The sequence below is a fragment of the Bifidobacterium pseudolongum subsp. globosum genome (assembly GCF_004155535.1).
Classification (GTDB): domain Bacteria; phylum Actinomycetota; class Actinomycetes; order Actinomycetales; family Bifidobacteriaceae; genus Bifidobacterium; species Bifidobacterium pseudolongum_C.
In genome coordinates this window covers 1-18,145 of record NZ_RYUH01000001.1, presented here as the reverse complement: position 1 = coordinate 18,145, position 18,145 = coordinate 1, and the positions used below count along the sequence as shown (strand labels likewise).

Here is an 18,145-nt window from a genome sequence, read left to right as displayed (position 1 = left end):
TCAACGACGGCTTCCCTGTGACTTTCAAACGGTTCCACGTAATCGAACGACACCGTTGAATTACTTCCGCCGCGTGATACAACTGAACCCATGGTTCCCGAAGTCACCATCAACGAGATCCGCCAGTTCATCGCCGATCGTGACTGGAGGCAATTCCACACTCCTGACAATATGGCGAAATCCATCAGCATAGAGGCGGGTGAGCTGCTCGAATGTTTCCAATGGAGCGACGAGCCTCGCGACGGAGACTGGGAACACGTGCACGAAGAACTCGCCGATGTGATGATCTACTGTATCCAAATGGCCGATCTGCTCGGCGTCGATCTCGACGAAATCATCCACAGTAAAATGAAGAAAAATGCGAAGAGATACCCCGTGGAACTCAGCAAAGAATCCAGCGCGAAAGCGGAGTGAGACAAGCTTTCACACAGTTTCATCATGATCGGGCATATCTGTACCCTCTCCCTCGCGATTCGACTTTCCGTAGTTTGCCCCTGGTGACGAAGTCCGTAATATGCCTATTGGCCGTGCGCACAGTAACCTGAGCCTTCTCAGCGAGTTCCTGTGCACTAATTGTTCCTTGACTACTGAGCAAATCTTCAATTGCTCGATCCACATCATTGACGGGTGTTTTTTCCTCCATTGCACTTTCCGGTAATTGGAGCAACGCACCATTAATGTGGAATCTACTCACAAACTGTTTCCCATCATGGAACTCAGGTTTTTGCGAAGAAAATGCTGGATACATCTTCTGCAGATTCCGCACGCCACTGCCAAGTTTATCCGCATACCCGATCTCCCGGAATACGTCAGATATTTTGGGATTCTTGGCGATTGGAGTGAAATCATCAACTTGAAGATACCCTTCGAATTCGGATACAGAAGCATTCTTGGTGGCAATCCCCTCGGATGTAACCTCAATTTGGGCAGGAAGCGGACTGGTGAACTCCTGGTGCATGAGGATGTTGGATAACAGTTCCCTTACAACTATCTGTTTGGAGGAAACTCGCTGCTGGTTCTCCAGATAGAAAGGATCAGGCAGATATCGAATCAAAAAACGATACAGACGTTCATATGAATCTAAAAGATTAGTCTGTACCGTCTCTCGAGCATCATACCGATCCTGATTGATTATTCGTACTACTGCATCCACTGAATAGGTGGGACAAACGGAAGAGATGACATCATCATTACCGAACAATAGAGCTGCGGCCAATGTGTATCCCGACTCATTCGTGCGGAAGTCTTTGCGCCATAAACTGGAGTAACGAAGCAGTTCCCCATTGGTCATGCGCTTCCATGGATGCTCACTATTTCTTGTTACGGCTAAATCCCGTGCCCTGTTGATAATTGCAGGGTTGAAGTCTTCGATTGAAAGAAAGGGCAGTATCTGCTCTTCCGAGTAAATACGCAGCTTTCTATTATATAAACTAGCTAATTGCGACGTAGTATGCACGCGCACATCCGCATCGAAGACACGATCATATGTCTCATTTTTGTATCGTATAACGTCAGGACTGCTTTCTACGAATAGGCATAACAATATCTTTCCATCGTATTCCTTCTCTTGGAAATGCACATGCGGAGCTGCTGAGAAAGTCTGCGGATTATGTAGAACATTCACGATGTTCTGCTGATATTCCTTGATTCGCCTTGGGTTAACACCGACAGGGGTTCCATCATCCTCAAGCCCCAGAACAATCAAGCCGCCGGCATGATTACCGAACGAGCAAATGGTCTCGTAGAGATCAGGCTTGGGCCCTTCTCCGGCACGTTTGAATTCTAGCTGCTCGTTCTCCCCTTGTGCGATGAGATTACGCAATTGCGCATCATCGAGAGCGTCTCGAAGTTCCATAATCACCCCTTCGCACACAGGAATCACCTCACTGTGTCTCCGACATCCATGACTATCACGAATGTAGCACGAACACGTAATGGACAGGAACAGGACACAGAACGGCATACCGTGTCCAGAACACGTCCAGTTCAAACGGCTGTCCGAGCCGGTGAAACCGTTGCAAAAACAGCATTTCACCTACTTTCAGACACAAAGTAACAGGACACATTCTCCATACACCGTGTCCAGAAGATGTCCCGAACCGTCATCACTTCCATCAGGGCTTTCCGCCGCATAGAGGATAACTGGCAGCAATTCCACATGTCCGCCAACATGGCGAAAACGCGAAGAAATACCCGGTGGAACCCAGCAAAGGATCCAGCGCGAAGCGGAGTGAGACAAACGCCCACACCAGTCTTTCCAACCTTATTTATACTTCTCGGCATGCGGACCACATGCGGGATAGACTCACGCACCAGCCCGCACCGGCAGTCTTCTGATCGGGAAGAACATATATTGCCGGCCCATCGTAGGGTCGGTGAAATCATGGGCCGCGCCCGCCAATGGAAGATCATGCTCCTTCAGATACTGCATCCCAGCCAAGAAAAGAGGAGTCATTGCCACGCTCCACATAAACGAACTCATAGCCCAGAACAGCCCATTTCGTCCAGTCAGTCGGTGCTTCGGCATCCTCCTCGCATTCCACCCCGGCCAGGCAAAAGCCCTTTGCTGAAATCCTCCCACGGCATGAACGAATGAGAGAAATCGAACATCGCACCCCAGAGACCAATCAGATTCCCGTCGCATCGGTCTTGTCCAGCAGGCGAATTTCATCGAAATGCGCATTCGCATCTGCCCACAGTCGCTGAATGAAACCGTCGCCGTCAGCAGTCGTCCCCTCCTTCCCAATCACCACAAAAGACTCCTTCTCCCACCTTCCGACCTTCATACCGCCTCCCTGATTTTCCGGATTCAGCTGCCCCCTCCAGTATGAATAGGCGAGTTCGACAGGATCCGGCAATCGATACCACGCCGCTCCCTCCCGATTTTCCGTATTAGGTCTTCCGTCTTCTTCCCTGCCTAAAAGAAGACGGACAACGGCCGCAAACGGCTCACCTCGACACCGCCCTACAGCCAGCAAGATGACCGGGCACTGAGATGGCAGCATAAACGTGTGGAACACCTGTTTAGACTGCGAACATGGCAATCACATACGCCGACGAGAAGAAATTCACCCAAGACCAAGTGCACGATCTCTTCGAATCCGTGGGCTGGCAATCTGCGCAGTACCCGGAGCGTGTATATCGCGCGCTCATGGGCAGTGACACTGTGATCAGCGCGTGGGACCGCGATCAGCTCGCCGGTCTCGCGCGCGTGATTGACGACGGTGAAATGCTCGCCTATATGCACTGGGTGCTCGTCAATCCTGAGTATCAAGGACTGCACATCGGCAGCGGCCTCATAGAGCGCGTCAAGGAAAAGTACGCGGACTACGTGTTCCTCGAGGTGATGCCCGAGGAAAGCAAGAACGCGTCGTTCTACCAACACCACGGGTTCACGCTCATGGAAGACGGCCGCGCGCTGCAGATTGTACGCCCCTCCTGACTTCCGGATTGGTTCACGGTCACCACTTCCTGGATGTATCTCCGCTGGGAAGGAGCATTTTCTCCCTCGACCCCAAGTATCACCGGGCACTACCACACTGTTTGCTACGCCGATACTCGCCAGCTCGCCAGAAAATGCTCCTCCCCAGCGGAAATGTATGTAGAAGACGGAACGTCAGCCCGCGGATATGGCCATATCCATACCCGAGGCGAACGAACAAGCAGACCGAGTTCTGCGATGTTGTCTCACCCCACCCATGAAGTCCATCGAAAACAAGGCTGAGAACAAAAAGAGGAGTGAACCGCATCCATCCACGCACCCATATGACGGATAGCTATCATGCAGCACAACCACGCAACGTATCCCTGTTGTCGTACACGAAGAACGTCATCTCCTGCGCTCGCCCATCCATCCGTACGGTCTCTCCCCGCCATGCGCGCCGGCGCAACCCCTGCCTCTCATAGAAGCGGTAGTTGCACGACGTATCGGTGAACAGGTAGAACGGCTCCAGATCACGGAGCCGCATATATGTCACGGCCCGTTCGTACAGCGCTTTGCCAATGCCGCGACCGCGGTACCTGCTGTCAAGCACGAAGAGCGCGATCTCACCGCGGTATTTGGTGTCGATCTCACCGAGCAACCGCTCATCGACGCTGCTGACATTGCGGAAGATCCGCATGACCTTCCTGCCTTCGCGGCGCATCAGCAGGCGACCGATCGCGCCGACCTGCCTCCACCGGTCACCCATCGAACAACGGTGCTGCGCGATGTCCTTGAGCAAGATGATGCCCGCCACCTCCCCGTCGACCTGCGCGACGATTGAATGCGTCGCATTGCACAGGCAACTCGATACGAACACTTCGGCGAGCAGTTCGGCGATGTTTGACGAGGCCATCTGCTCATAGTGCCAGGTGTCCTTCACAATCGATACAAGCGTGGGGTAGTCCGCGCTTTCGTACGGCCTATATACAAGCGTCATCGTGTCTCCTTGACTGGTCTTTTCATTGATTTCCCATGCTAAACTCTACAGTTACTGTAAAGTCAAACGAGAAAGTGAAGGAATCGTGGAAGATATGCTCAGCGTGGCGCAATTCTCGGCGCTCCACGGTATCAACAAGCGCACATTGCACTATTACGACGACATCGGCCTGTTCTCCCCCGCATACAGGACGGCGAGCGGATACCGCTACTATGCACCACGGCAGAACATCGAATTCGAATACATCACGATGCTCAAGAACCTAGGATTGAGCAACCAAGAGATCATCAGCTGCCGTTCGGACCCCAGCTCCAGCAAACTGGAGGGGCTCTTCGCGCGCAATCTAGATACCATCGACGCGCGCATCCGCAGCCTGCAACGGACGCGGACAGTGCTGCGGACACTGCGCCGGCGACTCGACGCCTGCAGGCGCCTCACACACTCCGAGATACAAGTGGTGACGCTGCCGGAGACGCGGGTCGTGCGCATTCCGCTCGATGCCAACCAATTCGACCTTGACCAAATCTACGTGACAGCACGGGCGCGATGGTCACGCGAACAGCTGCAGATGGGCATCGGCGCTTATATCGACGTGCAGCGCATATATGACGGCGACCGCAATCGGTACAGCGGTGTCTACAGCGTTGCCGTCGACGACGAAGACGGCAAACCGCTGCCGGCCGGCGACTACGTCCAGATGCTGCACCGTGGGAACTGGAGCACGTTGCCGGACTGCTACGCACAGATACTCGAATACTGCACGCACCACCGCCTTCGGCTCGCCGGATGCGCATATGAGCTCGGCCTCAATGAATTCGCGCTCCGCTCGGCCGACGACTACGTCACGCGCATCCGGATCCGCGTTGAACGGCAACAAGAGTGAGCCAAATACCGTCGGCTGCGCAAATCGTTCGCAGAATACCGGATGCCGCACAACCGCGCATGCCGCAACCACATGCCGCTCTCCTGCAGACGAACGTCATGCGTCGGACCGCCAGATATGACAGACGTCTGGCTCGCGCAGAAGATTGTCATGCTGCAGGCCATCATGGATGACGTTCGTCTTCCCACTCCAGACGAACGTCATACTTCCGACCACCAAACATGACTTCCATCTGTGTGAAATACTCATACATGGCAACAGCAGCGTATGCAGGCATAGGATTCAAACCGCTCACGCCGCAGCCGCTATTGGGACATCAGCACCACCTTCTGCCTGTATCTGCGCTGGGGAGGTGCTTTTTCTCCCTCGACCCCAAGTATCACCGGGCGCTACCACACTGTTTGCAACGCCGATACTCGCCACCCCGCCAGAAAATGCTCCCCCCCAGTGCAGATGCATGCTGTCCGATCATGGAATGCTGAGTTCACGATGCAGTTCATGCACGAATATCCGCGCCAATGCGCCATCCAATCGGGATCAAGTCAAGTAAAGCCGCACCTCGAGAACACGGTCATATCCCCCACCGAAACGAGCGAACAAGCAGACTGAGTTTTGCGACGTTCTGCCGTTTTCCATCTGGAAACCGCCAGCATCTGCTCTGTTCAAGGAGTAAAACGGCTTGTTCACCGGCCATGAAGGCGTAGCTTGGAAGTAGACAAAGAAGCGCGATGAAAATCGTGGCACATGACTGTTGGCCGGTTCACTTTGGCAACCCCACCTGGAAGCCACCCGGCCACTGGCACGAGTACCGTAAAGGCAGGTGGGTCATCATGGGGCTGTCACATCGTCAATGGAGGCGTCTCATCGCAGGGACGTTGTTCTCCGCAACCGCCAACGCGTTATGGATGTGGTTCGCCTTCGGGAAGGCGGAACTGCTAAGCTGGCGCGGCGTGCTCGGCGTAGCGGTCACCTCGGCGTTGTTCTTCCTTATGGCACTATGGGCCACCCCGCCCCTGAAGTCCAGCGAGGACGAGGATGAGAAGCACACCGCCCCAGTCGGGCGAACCCATAACAAGTAGACGCTTCCATAGCACCCCCTAGCGGATTATCACACAAAGAAGAGTCCATCCATGCACCACACACCGATTCCCGCCATCCCCGACGCCCCGCCGATCGTACGCCGCCTCGCGCACGGCCGCTCGATCCACGACACGAGCAGTTCGCCCGAGGCGCGCGTCTACGCACTCGGCGCTGAGGGCCCGGACAGCAGCGCCCTGTTCGCGAAGACCGCGGCCGCCGGCACACTCGCCCACGAAGCTCGCATGAGCACCGCGTTCCATGAGCTCGGCCTTGGCCCCGAGGTCGTCGAATATCTGCCCGGCGGCGGCACGCACGCCGACTGGCTCGTCACGCGTGCGGTCGCCGGCGACGACTGCACCGCCGAGCGTTACCTCGCCGAGCCGGAGCGGCTGTGCGACCTCCTCGCCGTCCGCCTGCGCACGCTGCACGAACTGTTCCGCTCACAGCCCGACCGCCTCGCCGCGCTCAACATGTCCGACGTGCGCACACGGTATCTCGAGAACGTCGAGCGCGGCTGGCGCGCCGGCCGATTCGACCCGCAATTCTGCCCGCGAATCGCCGCAGCCGACGCACACCGCATCGCCGCCGAGGCCGCCGGCGAACTGCGCACGGACGCGCTTCTCCACGGCGACTACTGCCTGCCGAACGTCATCCTGGACGACTGGCGCTTCTCCGGATTCATCGACCTCGACCACGCGGGCCTCTCGGACCGGCACATCGACGTGTTCTGGGGCGCATGGACTTTCTGGTTCAATCTGCATACCGATGCCTACTGCAACCGCTTCCTTGACGCCTACGGCCGCGACGTCATCGATGAGGGCAAACTGGCCGCAATCGCCGCGATGGAATGCTTCATGTAGCGCGAAACCCCCACCTCGCGCACGCCGCCTACTCCCCCGCACGCGGCAGCCAAAACGCGCCGACCGCACGGCACTCCTTCTCGAACTGCTCACGCTTGCCATCGCTCAGATCGAGCTGGTGTTCGGGGATTGCCAAAAACAGGTCGTCCGGCGCATCCAAAGGCGCACCTTCGCCGTCGACCGCCACAAAACCGGCGTTGCGCAAATCATTCGCGGAATATTGGACGAGCGCGAGCCGGTCCGTCATCATGTAGACGCGCAGCCAGTTGTACAGGAAATCCAGCGTTACGTTGCCGAACTCCGTGGGTACGGGCACGAGGGGCGCGCGCAGCTGGCGTACATCGGGCCGATATATCGCCCACGGATTCGACTCCACGTCCACGAATTGCGCGGCGTGCGCGACCTTCATGAACCGCCGCCGCTGCACATCCTGATATTTCGCGAGAATCACGAACGGCACAACCACCATCGCGACCATCATCACAAACCCGAGCAGCACGTGCCCGCGCATACCCAGCACATATGTCACACCGGCCAGCACCACGACCGCCGCCACCGCAAGCGCGCCAAGCATCGCCGCGCGCGGCGTCTTGCGCGCCATGGCGACCGCCGTGACCTTGTTGCGGATCGCGCGGTCCTCCGCCGTCGAGCGCGCCTGCGGGATCCGCGTGGCGCGCGTGGCGTACAGGAAGAACGGCGAGCCGATAATCGCGAACAGCGCGCCGATGAACGTGAAGACGATAATCGGGTAGCTCCACTCGCCGAAGTCGTTGAATATGGCAATCACCGTGAATACAAGGTCGACGAGCAGGATGCCCCAGCCAATGAGCTGCCAGAACAGATAGGGGTGTTTTTCCGCGAAACTCATACTGCTTGTCCGTTTCTGTGACGCCCGCGTGCACTGCCCGCATGACGCAACCCGCGCGCCCCCTGCCCCAGACGAACGTCATGCAGAGGAACTCCAAACACGACAGGCGTCTGGCCCGCGCAGAAGATTGTCATGCTGCAAGCCATCTTATGCGACGTTCGTCTGGGTAGGCAGACGAACGTCATATTTCGGGCCGCTGAGCATGACGTTCGTCTACGCATTCGCGACGATTGTTATGCAGCAAGCCGCAAAACATGACATTCGTCTGCAGGTGGAGCTTCGGACTTAAGGCATTGCGCCCCGTTCTACCAGCGATATGGCTGACATAGAACCTGCGCCTGACCGACGAGCGGTTCATGACACACACCCGCACGCCTGTAACCATTGACGCCCCCGCCAACCGCATCGATTTCTACGCCACGTTTTTGCACAGTAACCGACGTGTAGCGCTGCCAATCCGGCAGTATCTCGCGCAACATTGGCCGCAGGCGGCCTAGAAGGCGCTTGCACCACGCCTCAAAACACCAATTGGCCCCCACACTCCGGTATCTGCGCTGAGGAGGAGCATTTTCCTTGTGGGCTGGCCCTATGGACGGCGTAGTTTCAAGGAGCATACTCGAAGCCCACAAGGAAAATGCTCCTCCCCAGGACAGATGCATGGCAAACAGCCCATAGAACCTGATTCGACATCCAAAAATGTTAAGCTAACTTGACAGTTAAGTAAACTTTACATAGAATCAGAGCATCATCCGCTTATCATTCCGCACTAGGAGGCCCGGCATGTGTGAGAAGTCAACAAAGAAGCCACGCAGGTTTGGACGCATCAAGCCCAGCGGACCTCCGGCGCTGCGGATGGCCATCCCCGCTGGCCTCGTGGTCGCGACCGCCATTGGCATTGTCCTGCAATCGGCGCCGATTTTTCCACACAACACCATGAACGCATGGCTCAGGGCCCTGCTCATCGGAGCATGCGTCGCACCAGCGTCCATCGCTTTAGTCTGGGCGGTGGTGGTTGACAGATCAACCGTTCCAGGAACCATCCCCAACCCTGAACACAGTGTGGAATCCACGTGGTATGACCAAGCGGCCAAAGACAGCTTCCACCTTCTGCTTGCTGGCACAGGACTGGGCGCCGCCCTCACCAGCTTCTGGCTGCCTCCAATGGTGTCATGGACGCTGATCGCCGTCTTCGTCTTCGCCGCCTTGGTATTCGTGGGCAGCTACCTCATCCGCAGGGAACCGTGAACCATGCGGAACCGCTTGCCGCAACTACGGCGCGAAAGGCACTTGTCACAAGAAAGACTTGCCGCGATGCTTGGTGTCAGCCGTCAAACCATCATCTCCATCGAAAAGGGACGATTCGACCCATCTTTGCCCCTCGCATTCCAGATCGCAGGCGCCTTCGACTTGCGCATCGAGGATATCTTCACCCCTGATGCACCGCTCTGAACACATTCGGGCTTGTGCAAACCCCCACACCAATATCAAACGGCGCTGGGTGTACCCCAATCGTCCACGTTGTCGCCGTCCTCTTCGGAGTCATCCTGATGGGAATCCCATACGTCGTATACCGTCAGCGCGGCCCACGCCATAGCAAGCAGCACATAGAGCCGCGAGCGCCCCTTCGCCTGCGCACGCTTGTACGCGGATGCGGCGGCCGCGCAAGCCGCCGCGGCCCCCAGATACGCAAACGTCCTGCTTGTGGTCCATTCCTCGAGGATTTCGTTGAACTTCATGAGACGCTCCTTGTCTGTTGTGCCCACAATAGTCCCATTGTAAGGCCCGCAACTACTCCACGCAGGGCTTGAGGTAGCGGCCGGTGAGGCTGAGCGGGTTCTCCGCAACCTGCGCCGGCGTGCCGGTTGCCACGATTTCGCCACCGTTCTGGCCGCCGCCCGGCCCCAGATCGATAATCCAGTCCGCGTTCGCGATCATATCCAGGTCGTGCTCGATCACAAGCACGCTCGCACCCTGGTCGATGAGCTTCTGGAACACGCCGATCAACGTGCGCACGTCAAGCGGATGCAGGCCGATTGTCGGCTCATCGAACACGAACAGCGTGCCTTCCTGCGCGCGGCCCATCTCGCTCGCGAGCTTGAGCCGCTGCGCTTCGCCGCCCGAAAGCGCCGGCGTGCTCTCACCGAGCGTCATGTACCCGATGCCGAGCTCATGTAATGTATCGAGCTTTGCGCGCAGGCGGCGCTGGCTGGTTCCGGCAAAGATCTCGCGCGCCTCGTCAACCGTCATCGCGAGCAAATCCGGCAGTGAAACAGGCGCATGCCCACCCTTGGGCGCCCACGTGATTTCGCCGGCCCCGTCGCTGTACCGCGTGCCGTGGCAGTCGGGGCAGTCGATGTCCACGTCGGGCAGAAACTGCACGTCGAGTGTGATCTGCCCGGTGCCGTCGCACGTGGGGCAGCGCAGCGAGCCGGTGTTGTACGAGAACGCGCCGGCCTTCAGTCCGCGCGCCTTCGCCGCCTCCGTGCGCGCGTAGAGCCGCCGCAGGTCGTCGAGCACGCCGCTGTACGTGGCGACGGTGGAGCGCACGTTCGCGCCGATCGGCGTCGCGTCTATCATCGTGACTCGCTCGATGCCCGGCGCATCCAATGCGCGCACATGCTCCGGCATCCGCTCGTCCGCAATCTTCGCGGTGAGCGCGGGCACGAGGCTTTCCAGCACGAGCGTCGTCTTGCCGGAGCCGGAGACGCCAGTGACCACGGTCAGACGATGTTTCGGCACGCGCGCGTCCAACGCGTGCACGGTGTGCAGCGGCGCGGTCTTGATGTCGATCGCGCCTTCGCTGAACACCGCATCCGCCGGCGTCTGCGGGCGCACGATCTGCGAGTGTTCGCTCGCGAGGAACGGCGCGATGAGCGAATGCGGGCTGCGCTCCACATCCTCCACTGCGCCCTGCGCGATCACCGTGCCGCCGTGTGCGCCGGCGCCCGGGCCCATTTCAATGATCCAGTCGGTCGCGCGCAGCACGCGCGTGTCATGATCGACGACGATCACCGAGTTGCCCTGCGCCTTCAGGTCGCGCATCACGCCGAGCAGACCGTCGACATTCGCCGGGTGCAGGCCGATGGACGGCTCGTCGAGCACATACATCGCGCCCGTCAGCTCGCTGCGCACGGCGCGCGCGAGCTGGATGCGCTGCCGCTCGCCGGTCGACAGCGTGCTGCCCGCGCGGTCGAGCGTGAGGTAGCCGAGCCCGAGCTCGAGCAGCCGGCGTGCGGTGCGCGTGAATTCGCCGACGATCGCCTGCGCCATCTCGCGCATGTCCGCAGGCATCGCGCTCGGCACGGTCTGCACCCACTGCGCGAGTTCGTCGAGCTGCATCGCGCACTGTTCGGGCAGTGTCTTGCCGTGCACGGGCAGCGTGCGCGCGCGTTCGTTCAGACGCGTGCCGTGGCAGTCCGGGCATGGCGACTCTTTGATGAACGGCTCGACGCGCTTGAGGCCCTTCGCGTCTTTCGCTTTGTCGAGCGCGTTGAGCACGGTGCGCGCGGCGCTGAAATACGTGAAGTCCATCTCGCCCGCGCGGTTCTGCTTCTTCAGGTGGTACATGATGTGCCGTTTTTCCGCGGGCCCGTGCAGGACGATCTCTTTTTCGCTGTCGGTGAGGTCTTTGTACGGCACGTCGGTGCGCACGCCCATCTCGCGGCACACGTCCACCATGACCGACCACATGAGCGAACGCCACGGCGCGACTGCGCCTTGTTCGATCGTCAGGTTCGGGTCGGCGATCAGCGTGGAGTCATCCACCGTGCGCACAATGCCCGTGCCGGAGCAGGTGGGGCACGCGCCGCCCGAGTTGAACGCGAGGTCCTCCGCGCCGAGCGCCTGCACCTCGGCGCCGCACGCCGGGCAGATGATCGGCCGTTCGAGCGCGACGTTCGGCGTCGGGTCGAGCATGTGCCCGTTCGGGCAGGTGTAGTTGCCCAAACGGGAGGTCATGAGGCGCAAGCTGTTGAGCAGTTCGCTCATCGTGCCGAAGGTGCTGCGGATGCCGGGCATGCTCGGCCGCTGGTGCAGCGCGAGCGCCGGCGGCACATGCTCGATCGCGTCGAGTTTTGCTTCGCCGCTTTGCGAGATGCGGCGGCGCGTGTACGTGGAGAGCCCCTCCAGGTAGCGGCGCGAGCCTTCCGCGTAGAGCACACCGAGCGCGAGCGACGATTTGCCCGAGCCGGAGACGCCCGCCACAGCCACTATCTTGCCGATCGGCACCTGCACGTCCACGCGCTTGAGGTTGTGCACCCGCGCGCCCGTGATGTCGATTGTCTGCGCCATACGCCACTTCCTTTGCAATAATTCGCTACTGACGAGCGTAGGGCGTGCGCGCGCACTGCGCCGAAGGCGCACTCAGCGCGACGCCGCTTGTGAGGCGCAGCAACGGCGATCAGTCAGAAATCCCTTGACCGCCGCGCAGAACCGCTGCGGATGATCCAGAAACGGGGTGTGACCCGCATCCTGAATGACAACCATCTCTTTGCGCTCAGCCACAACGGTCGCATAGTAATCTCTGACCAAAGGCGTTGGGGTGATCCAATCGCTGTCACCTTGAATGAAGCAGACCGGCATGCGATAGCGGCGCCCCAGATCCTCGATGCGGTAGCGGAAGTACATGTAGTCCACAAGGTTGCGCTGGGATTCGATGATGTTCTTCGTATTGCTCGCGAACAGGAACCATTTCACGTCCGCCCAGCGCATCTGCGGAGAAGTGAGCGCCGTCCATATTTGCCGTATCCCGGACATCTCGGCGTTGTTGCGCAGATACTTCATGGAAGTGACTATCGTACTCTCGAGCATCTTGATGTCCAGCTGTTCAAGGCATGCCGTCTCCCGCAGTCGACCAATCCCGCGCTTCAGTTCGGCGACGCCCTTGCCGTTGCCCTTCGCGCGCGCCCTGCTCTCCGCGTGCTGCGCCGCAAGTATTTTCCCCTGCAGGAAGTCGGTGACCTGGCCAATGCCTATATACGCGGCGATTTTCTGCGGATGCCTGTGAATATAGTCCGCCGCCAGCACCGTTCCCCACGATTGCCCCACGAGGATGATCGTGCGGCGGTCAAAGCGTTTCCTCAGATAATCGACGAGTTCGTCCAGATCGGAAAGCAGCTGGCCGATCGTCGGATTGAACTCGCCCGGATTTCGATAGAGCGTGCGACCGCAGCCACGTTGTTCCCAAACCGCGATCGTATAGTCGCGTTCAAGTTCGGTCTGGTAACGGCCTGTCATATAGGTCAAGGGGAATCCGGGGCCGCCATGCAGCCACAGGATGACAGGATTGTTCCGGTCCTCGCCGCGAATCTGCACGTATTGTTCAATGCCGCCCAACGCGATATACGCGTGTTCCTGCACGCCCTGCGCAGCGGTAATGCGGGTCAATGCAGCGTTGCGGAAGCGAGTGGCCACAATGGATATAAGGACTGCTGTAATCGCGCACACCACAACCAGTATCAACCCCATACCCTCCCCTTTTCTCCCGTAGTCATCGATCCAAATCGACATTCATTGTATAGGAGCAAGCGCAGCCACAGAGGTCCCGAAGAACGCCCACGGACGCAATCGCCCGTTCCCGTACCCTACTGCTCGGCGACCATGCCGATCAGCGCATCGGCCTGATGCTCGATCGACACGCGCGGCGTCGTCAAGTTCGAGGGTGTTGCTGACGAACATCTCCCAGCTCAACGCGACGCCGGTGAACGTCGCGGGCGCGAACCGCATCTTCATGAACTCATTGAACACGGGCACGTCGTGCCATTCGAGGAAACCCACAGTCGCGCGCCCTGCGCGATGCGACGGTACGCAACGGACAATATAGTAACAACAGAGCTAGCGAGAGCCATACGTGTGCGATTGTAGAGGAGATGGGGATGGCCTTTGATTTCAAGAAGGAATACAAAGAGTGTTATGCGCCAAAGAACAAGCCCAGCATCATTACCGTGCCGAGCATGAATTATGTCGCCGTCCGTGGGCAGGGAAACCCGAATGAGGAGGGCGGGGAATACAAGCAGGCGATCGGTCTGCTCTACGGCTTGGCATACACCATCAAAATGAGCAAGAAGGGCGATCATCAGATCGATGGGTACTTCGACTATGTTGTACCGCCACTTGAAGGCCTGTGGTGGCAGGATGGCATGGATGGCGCGGATGGCATCGACTATGCGCGCAAAGATGATCTGCAATGGATATCCATGATCCGGCTTCCCGATTTTGTCACAGCATCAGATTTCGAATGGGCGGTCGAGGAAGCAGAGAGAAAGAAGAAGACCGACTTTTCCACAGCGGAATTCCTGACATATGACGAAGGCCTGTGCGTCCAATGCATGCATATCGGCCCTTATGACGATGAACCTGAGACCGTTGCCACAATGCATGAATACATGGAAGATCAAGGCTACGTTCTTGACATCACGAATACACGGCTGCACCATGAGATCTATTTGAGCGATGCCAGAAAAGTGGCCCCCGAAAAGCTGAAGACCGTAATCAGGCACCCTATCCGCAAAAAATGATCTCACTGCGTTCTATGATCCCATCCTTAAGCACCGGCTGGGCAATGTGGACCAGCGATATTTGCGCTATCTCGCTTATGTGAGTGCAGCTACGCACATTCGGAAGTTGGTGTATGCACACGGCTCACCGTACACACCCGCCATTCCGTGCTAGATTAACAGTTCATATACCGCCATTCCGTGCTAAAATCGACGTTCATCACCCGCCATTCCGTGCAACCAAGGAGTGCAGATGTTCAGACGCAAGGCTTATGATCTGCTCAAGCACTGGAAGGACACCAAGCACGGCACGACGTCCATGCTCATCGAAGGTGCGCGCCGCGTGGGGAAAAGCGCACTTGCGATGGAGTTCGCGACCAACGAGTACAGGGCGCATCTGCTCATTGATTTTTCCGTCGCACCGCCGGAAGTGATCGATCTGTTCCGCAATTATCGACACGATATGGACGCGTTCTTCCGTTATCTGTTCGCCTACTACAACTTCACCCCCATACCCCGTGACACGCTCATCATATTCGACGAAGTGCAGCTCTGTCCCGAAGCGCGAGCGTTCACAAAACAACTCGTCGCGGATGGCAGATACGACTATCTGGAGACCGGTTCGCTCATCTCCATCCAAAGAAATGTACAGCATATCCTGCTGCCGTCGGAAGAGGAGTCGATCACCCTTCATCCGTTCGATTTCGAAGAGTTCCTGTGGGCACGCGACACGCGTCCTCTCGCCGATCTGATTCGCGACTCCTTCACGACGATGACCCCGCTACCCGAGGCGCTGCACCGTCAGGCGACGCGGCTGTTCAGGGAATACATGCTCGTGGGAGGCATGCCGCAAGCGATACAAGCCTACATCGACGAGAACAGTTTCCAAGCCGCCGACGAAGCCAAACGACTGATCCTCACACTGTACAAGAACGACATCGCGAAATTTGGCGCAGGTGAGGAGTCGCGCATCTCCGCCGTGTTCCAAGCCATCCCTTCGCAACTGGCTCGCCACGAGAAACGCTTCCGCATCACATCCCTCGGCAAAAGCGCGCGCAACCGCACCTACGAAGCGGCGTTCTTCTGGCTTGCCGATGCAGGCCTCATCAACCTGTGCTTCAACACGACCGATCCGAACGTCGGCCTCGACCTCACTGCCAACAGAAACGCATTCAAATGCTACTTCTTCGATACCGGTCTACTCATCACGCAGGCCTTCGCGGATAGCATGTTCACCCCGGAACAGCTATATAAGGACGTGTTGAGCGGCAAAATCGGCATCAACGAAGGCATGCTCACAGAAAACGTCGTCGCGCAGCAATTCGCCGGCAATGGCCACAAACTGTACTATTTCTCAAGAAACGACCCCGATACCAACCGCAACCGCATCGAAATCGACTTCCTGCTCGCGCACGCATACACGAACGCGGCTGGCCGCATCCGCATCAGTCCCGTCGAAGTCAAGTCCGGCAAACACTACACAACGACGTCACTCGACAAATTCAAAACACGGTACGGCGCGCGCATCGGCACCGAATATGTCCTGCACCCCAAGCAACTCGAACGCGCTGGAGATCGCGTCAGCCTGCCGCTGTACATGAGCGGGCTGCTGTGAGCGCGCAGGCAGGTGGCGCTGTCGGGGCTGTGCTCTGTCCATAAATCGACAGAAAGAGGCATTCGGTCATGGGAATCACCATAGGCGTCGTATTGGTTGCGTTCGGCATGTTGTTGATATGGTTCCATATACCGTATTCGCCACTGAAGTCTGAGTTCGATAAGGACGTACAGGCGCATGCATCAAAGGCGCGCTCCAGCACCGTCTTCGACAGCAGCGATTTCAGCCACCTTCCTCCACCTGTGCGTCGGTTCATGGAACGTTCAGGATTTATTGGCACCCACAAGAGCGATCATCTGATGATGCGCTACGAGAACGTCATGTTCCTTCAGGGCAAACAAGGACCGCAGCTGACAATTGACTACACCCAACACAATTTCGCGGGAGAGCCCACGCGGCTCGCAATGATCGAAAGCGGGATGTTCGGCGTTCCATTTGACGGATACGACTACTACGACAAGGGCACCGGAGGAATGAAAGGCGTGCTCGGCAAAGCCATCACGCTCTTCGACCAGCGCGGAGAAGACATGGATCAGGCGTGCTTGGCCACCTATCTGGCGGAGATTCTGTTCCTGCCCTCGGCCGCACTTGATGAGCATGTCGCATGGGAATCTATCGACGACCACCACGCGAAGGCCACAATCAGCTATGGCGGTGCGACAGCAAGTGGCACATTCACATTCAACGAACGGGATGAGATGATCGAATTCATGACATCGGACCGTGCAATGACCGTTGCCGCTGGCCACGCCGAGCGGGTACCTTGGTCGGCGATATGTGGTTCATACCGCACTTACGACGATGGCTTGCGGCTCCCCACCACATTCCAAGCGGTGTGGCATTGCACGGATGGAGACCTCACTTACTTCGACGGCCATATTGCACAAATGGCATATGCATGACCCCACGCAAATAAGCGTTCCACGGTTTCTCCCTCCAGCATCGTCCGAGCACCGCAAACCAACGATCTTTGCGCTATCTCACTTACGTGAGTGCCTTAACTTTGGCGCGTGCGAGTATTGGCGTTACAAATCACTGGAATTCCGGTGACCAGCAATGCCAATACCCACCTCTGCCGAGATAACGGCACTCACGTAAGCGAGATACGGCTAACACATACCTTTCAATGACACCTCGTCGCCCATTCCCGTGTCCTACTGTTCAGAGATCATGCCAATCAACGCATCGGCCTGATGCTCGACGGCCGACTTGACCGCATCATCGAGTTCAAGGGTGTCACTGATGAACATCTCACGGCTCAATGCAACACCAGTGAATGTAGCGGGTGCGAAACGCATCTTCATGAATTCGAGCACCGGCAGAAGCGTCGCGAAACTGTCACGCACGCAATTCGAGCCACCTGCACCGCTCATCGTCATCGTCTTGCCGAACAACGGCGAAGGCGCCCCATCCTCCGCCGGACGCGACAGCCAATCGAGCAGGTTCTTGAGCGGACCGGGCATGCCGTGGTTGTATTCCGGCGTCACAATCCACAGCGCGTCGGCGTCGGCCACCGCGGTGCGCGCGGCACCCACCGCCTCGGGATTCGGGAATTCCTCGTCTTGGTTGAATACCGGCACATCATGCCAGTCAAGCATGCTCACGTTTGCGCGGCCGGCGAGCGCATGCGCGGCGAGTTGCGCGAGTTGTTTGTTGAATGATTGTTTGCGCAGCGACCCAACGATCATCAATACCGTTGGCAGACTGCCGTCATGTTCCGCGATGCGTACTTCGCTGGCTCGTTCCATGGTTCGTTCCTTTCCGGAGACCGAATTGTTTGCTCACTGTGTCCAACAGGGCGAATTCTAGTGGTCGTTGCAACACCATCGAGAGTCGGAGGTTGCAACGATGGCATACGAGTTCGAGGGCGTGCAGTACGGGAAGCTTCGAGACATGCAGGAGGCCCGGCGCGCCCGGTATGTGC

18 protein-coding genes are annotated in these 18,145 nt (G+C 58.1%); 9 read left to right on the top strand and 9 right to left on the bottom strand.

Annotation, left to right across the window (positions count from 1 at the left end):
* Positions 1 to 90 precede the first annotated feature (90 nt).
* The gene (locus PG2093B_RS00090; RefSeq protein WP_129896603.1) at positions 91 to 414 is read left to right on the top strand and encodes a nucleotide pyrophosphohydrolase; all 324 of its coding nucleotides are present in this window, start codon (positions 91 to 93) and stop codon (positions 412 to 414) included.
* 22 nt (positions 415 to 436) lie between these two features.
* Here the strand turns inward: PG2093B_RS00090 and PG2093B_RS00085 are convergent, their stop codons facing one another.
* From PG2093B_RS00085 to PG2093B_RS09085, 3 genes are all read right to left on the bottom strand, one after another.
* A complete protein-coding gene (locus PG2093B_RS00085) occupies positions 437 to 1,855 on the bottom strand; it encodes an RNA-binding domain-containing protein (RefSeq protein ID WP_165364784.1) in 1,419 nt (472 codons plus the stop codon).
* A gap of 450 nt (positions 1,856 to 2,305) precedes the next feature.
* On the bottom strand, positions 2,306 to 2,455 hold the full coding sequence (locus tag PG2093B_RS09020; protein WP_242502753.1) for a hypothetical protein: 150 nt from the start codon (positions 2,453 to 2,455) through the stop codon (positions 2,306 to 2,308).
* A 172-nt stretch (positions 2,456 to 2,627) separates the two neighbouring features.
* Positions 2,628 to 2,753 carry a hypothetical protein gene (locus PG2093B_RS09085; protein WP_257467769.1) on the bottom strand — a complete coding sequence of 42 codons (126 nt, stop codon included), beginning with the start codon at positions 2,751 to 2,753 and terminating at the stop codon, positions 2,628 to 2,630.
* A gap of 284 nt (positions 2,754 to 3,037) precedes the next feature.
* Between PG2093B_RS09085 and PG2093B_RS00075 the strand changes: the two genes are divergently transcribed.
* Positions 3,038 to 3,442, top strand: coding sequence for a GNAT family N-acetyltransferase (locus PG2093B_RS00075; RefSeq protein ID WP_129896602.1), 405 nt, complete (start codon positions 3,038 to 3,040; stop codon positions 3,440 to 3,442).
* A 337-nt stretch (positions 3,443 to 3,779) separates the two neighbouring features.
* Here PG2093B_RS00075 and PG2093B_RS00070 read toward each other — a convergent pair whose 3' ends face one another.
* On the bottom strand, positions 3,780 to 4,421 hold the full coding sequence (locus tag PG2093B_RS00070; RefSeq protein WP_129896601.1) for a GNAT family N-acetyltransferase: 642 nt from the start codon (positions 4,419 to 4,421) through the stop codon (positions 3,780 to 3,782).
* 94 nt (positions 4,422 to 4,515) lie between these two features.
* Between PG2093B_RS00070 and PG2093B_RS00065 the strand changes: the two genes are divergently transcribed.
* Both PG2093B_RS00065 and PG2093B_RS00060 read left to right on the top strand, forming a co-directional pair.
* Complete coding sequence (locus tag PG2093B_RS00065; protein ID WP_207214984.1) at positions 4,516 to 5,304, top strand: MerR family transcriptional regulator; 789 nt, start codon at positions 4,516 to 4,518, stop codon at positions 5,302 to 5,304.
* Positions 5,305 to 6,434: 1,130 nt separating this feature from the next.
* Entirely contained in the window at positions 6,435 to 7,244 is an 810-nt protein-coding gene (locus tag PG2093B_RS00060) for an aminoglycoside 3'-phosphotransferase (protein ID WP_129896599.1), read from the top strand.
* Positions 7,245 to 7,272: 28 nt separating this feature from the next.
* On the opposite strand, the gene PG2093B_RS00055 is transcribed toward PG2093B_RS00060, so the two are convergent.
* Entirely contained in the window at positions 7,273 to 8,112 is an 840-nt protein-coding gene (locus PG2093B_RS00055; RefSeq protein ID WP_129896598.1) for a hypothetical protein, read from the bottom strand.
* A 780-nt stretch (positions 8,113 to 8,892) separates the two neighbouring features.
* Here PG2093B_RS00055 and PG2093B_RS00045 point away from each other — a divergent pair.
* Positions 8,893 to 9,357, top strand: a complete 465-nt coding sequence (locus PG2093B_RS00045) for a hypothetical protein (protein ID WP_129896597.1) — start codon at positions 8,893 to 8,895, stop codon at positions 9,355 to 9,357.
* Between the two features lie 3 nt (positions 9,358 to 9,360).
* Positions 9,361 to 9,561, top strand: a complete 201-nt coding sequence (locus PG2093B_RS00040; RefSeq protein WP_129896596.1) for a helix-turn-helix transcriptional regulator — start codon at positions 9,361 to 9,363, stop codon at positions 9,559 to 9,561.
* A gap of 35 nt (positions 9,562 to 9,596) precedes the next feature.
* Here the strand turns inward: PG2093B_RS00040 and PG2093B_RS00035 are convergent, their stop codons facing one another.
* The 3 genes from PG2093B_RS00035 to PG2093B_RS00025 form a co-directional block, all read right to left on the bottom strand.
* Complete coding sequence (locus PG2093B_RS00035) at positions 9,597 to 9,848, bottom strand: hypothetical protein (RefSeq protein WP_129896595.1); 252 nt, start codon at positions 9,846 to 9,848, stop codon at positions 9,597 to 9,599.
* Between the two features lie 52 nt (positions 9,849 to 9,900).
* A complete protein-coding gene (locus tag PG2093B_RS00030; protein ID WP_129896594.1) occupies positions 9,901 to 12,402 on the bottom strand; it encodes an excinuclease ABC subunit UvrA in 2,502 nt (833 codons plus the stop codon).
* A 72-nt stretch (positions 12,403 to 12,474) separates the two neighbouring features.
* A complete protein-coding gene (locus PG2093B_RS00025; RefSeq protein ID WP_129896593.1) occupies positions 12,475 to 13,620 on the bottom strand; it encodes an alpha/beta fold hydrolase in 1,146 nt (381 codons plus the stop codon).
* Positions 13,621 to 13,985: 365 nt separating this feature from the next.
* Between PG2093B_RS00025 and PG2093B_RS00020 the strand changes: the two genes are divergently transcribed.
* From PG2093B_RS00020 to PG2093B_RS00010, 3 genes are all read left to right on the top strand, one after another.
* Positions 13,986 to 14,627 carry a GyrI-like domain-containing protein gene (locus tag PG2093B_RS00020; RefSeq protein ID WP_129896592.1) on the top strand — a complete coding sequence of 214 codons (642 nt, stop codon included), beginning with the start codon at positions 13,986 to 13,988 and terminating at the stop codon, positions 14,625 to 14,627.
* Between the two features lie 232 nt (positions 14,628 to 14,859).
* On the top strand, positions 14,860 to 16,221 hold the full coding sequence (locus PG2093B_RS00015) for an ATP-binding protein (protein ID WP_129896591.1): 1,362 nt from the start codon (positions 14,860 to 14,862) through the stop codon (positions 16,219 to 16,221).
* Positions 16,222 to 16,289: 68 nt separating this feature from the next.
* Positions 16,290 to 17,123: a DUF6544 family protein gene (locus tag PG2093B_RS00010; RefSeq protein WP_129896590.1), complete on the top strand. Its 834-nt coding sequence runs from the start codon at positions 16,290 to 16,292 to the stop codon at positions 17,121 to 17,123.
* A 252-nt stretch (positions 17,124 to 17,375) separates the two neighbouring features.
* Here the strand turns inward: PG2093B_RS00010 and PG2093B_RS00005 are convergent, their stop codons facing one another.
* A complete protein-coding gene (locus PG2093B_RS00005; protein WP_129896589.1) occupies positions 17,376 to 17,969 on the bottom strand; it encodes an NADPH-dependent FMN reductase in 594 nt (197 codons plus the stop codon).
* Between the last annotated feature and the right edge of the window lie 176 nt (positions 17,970 to 18,145).

What these genes read in the sequence shown, in the direction of transcription:
- PG2093B_RS00085 (WP_165364784.1), bottom strand. Translation starts at nt 1,855, where the DNA reads ATGGAACTTCGAGACGCTCTCGATGATGCGCAATTGCGTAATCTCATC.
- PG2093B_RS00070 (WP_129896601.1), bottom strand. Translation starts at nt 4,421, where the DNA reads ATGACGCTTGTATATAGGCCGTACGAAAGCGCGGACTACCCCACGCTT.
- PG2093B_RS00055 (WP_129896598.1), bottom strand. Translation starts at nt 8,112, where the DNA reads ATGAGTTTCGCGGAAAAACACCCCTATCTGTTCTGGCAGCTCATTGGC.
- PG2093B_RS00015 (WP_129896591.1), top strand. Translation starts at nt 14,860, where the DNA reads ATGTTCAGACGCAAGGCTTATGATCTGCTCAAGCACTGGAAGGACACC.
- PG2093B_RS00075 (WP_129896602.1), top strand. Translation starts at nt 3,038, where the DNA reads ATGGCAATCACATACGCCGACGAGAAGAAATTCACCCAAGACCAAGTG.
- PG2093B_RS00040 (WP_129896596.1), top strand. Translation starts at nt 9,361, where the DNA reads ATGCGGAACCGCTTGCCGCAACTACGGCGCGAAAGGCACTTGTCACAA.
- PG2093B_RS00035 (WP_129896595.1), bottom strand. Translation starts at nt 9,848, where the DNA reads ATGAAGTTCAACGAAATCCTCGAGGAATGGACCACAAGCAGGACGTTT.
- PG2093B_RS09020 (WP_242502753.1), bottom strand. Translation starts at nt 2,455, where the DNA reads ATGACTCCTCTTTTCTTGGCTGGGATGCAGTATCTGAAGGAGCATGAT.
- PG2093B_RS00065 (WP_207214984.1), top strand. Translation starts at nt 4,516, where the DNA reads ATGCTCAGCGTGGCGCAATTCTCGGCGCTCCACGGTATCAACAAGCGC.
- PG2093B_RS00005 (WP_129896589.1), bottom strand. Translation starts at nt 17,969, where the DNA reads ATGGAACGAGCCAGCGAAGTACGCATCGCGGAACATGACGGCAGTCTG.
- PG2093B_RS00020 (WP_129896592.1), top strand. Translation starts at nt 13,986, where the DNA reads ATGGCCTTTGATTTCAAGAAGGAATACAAAGAGTGTTATGCGCCAAAG.
- PG2093B_RS00090 (WP_129896603.1), top strand. Translation starts at nt 91, where the DNA reads ATGGTTCCCGAAGTCACCATCAACGAGATCCGCCAGTTCATCGCCGAT.
- PG2093B_RS00060 (WP_129896599.1), top strand. Translation starts at nt 6,435, where the DNA reads ATGCACCACACACCGATTCCCGCCATCCCCGACGCCCCGCCGATCGTA.
- PG2093B_RS00045 (WP_129896597.1), top strand. Translation starts at nt 8,893, where the DNA reads ATGTGTGAGAAGTCAACAAAGAAGCCACGCAGGTTTGGACGCATCAAG.
- PG2093B_RS00025 (WP_129896593.1), bottom strand. Translation starts at nt 13,620, where the DNA reads ATGTCGATTTGGATCGATGACTACGGGAGAAAAGGGGAGGGTATGGGG.
- PG2093B_RS00030 (WP_129896594.1), bottom strand. Translation starts at nt 12,402, where the DNA reads ATGGCGCAGACAATCGACATCACGGGCGCGCGGGTGCACAACCTCAAG.
- PG2093B_RS00010 (WP_129896590.1), top strand. Translation starts at nt 16,290, where the DNA reads ATGGGAATCACCATAGGCGTCGTATTGGTTGCGTTCGGCATGTTGTTG.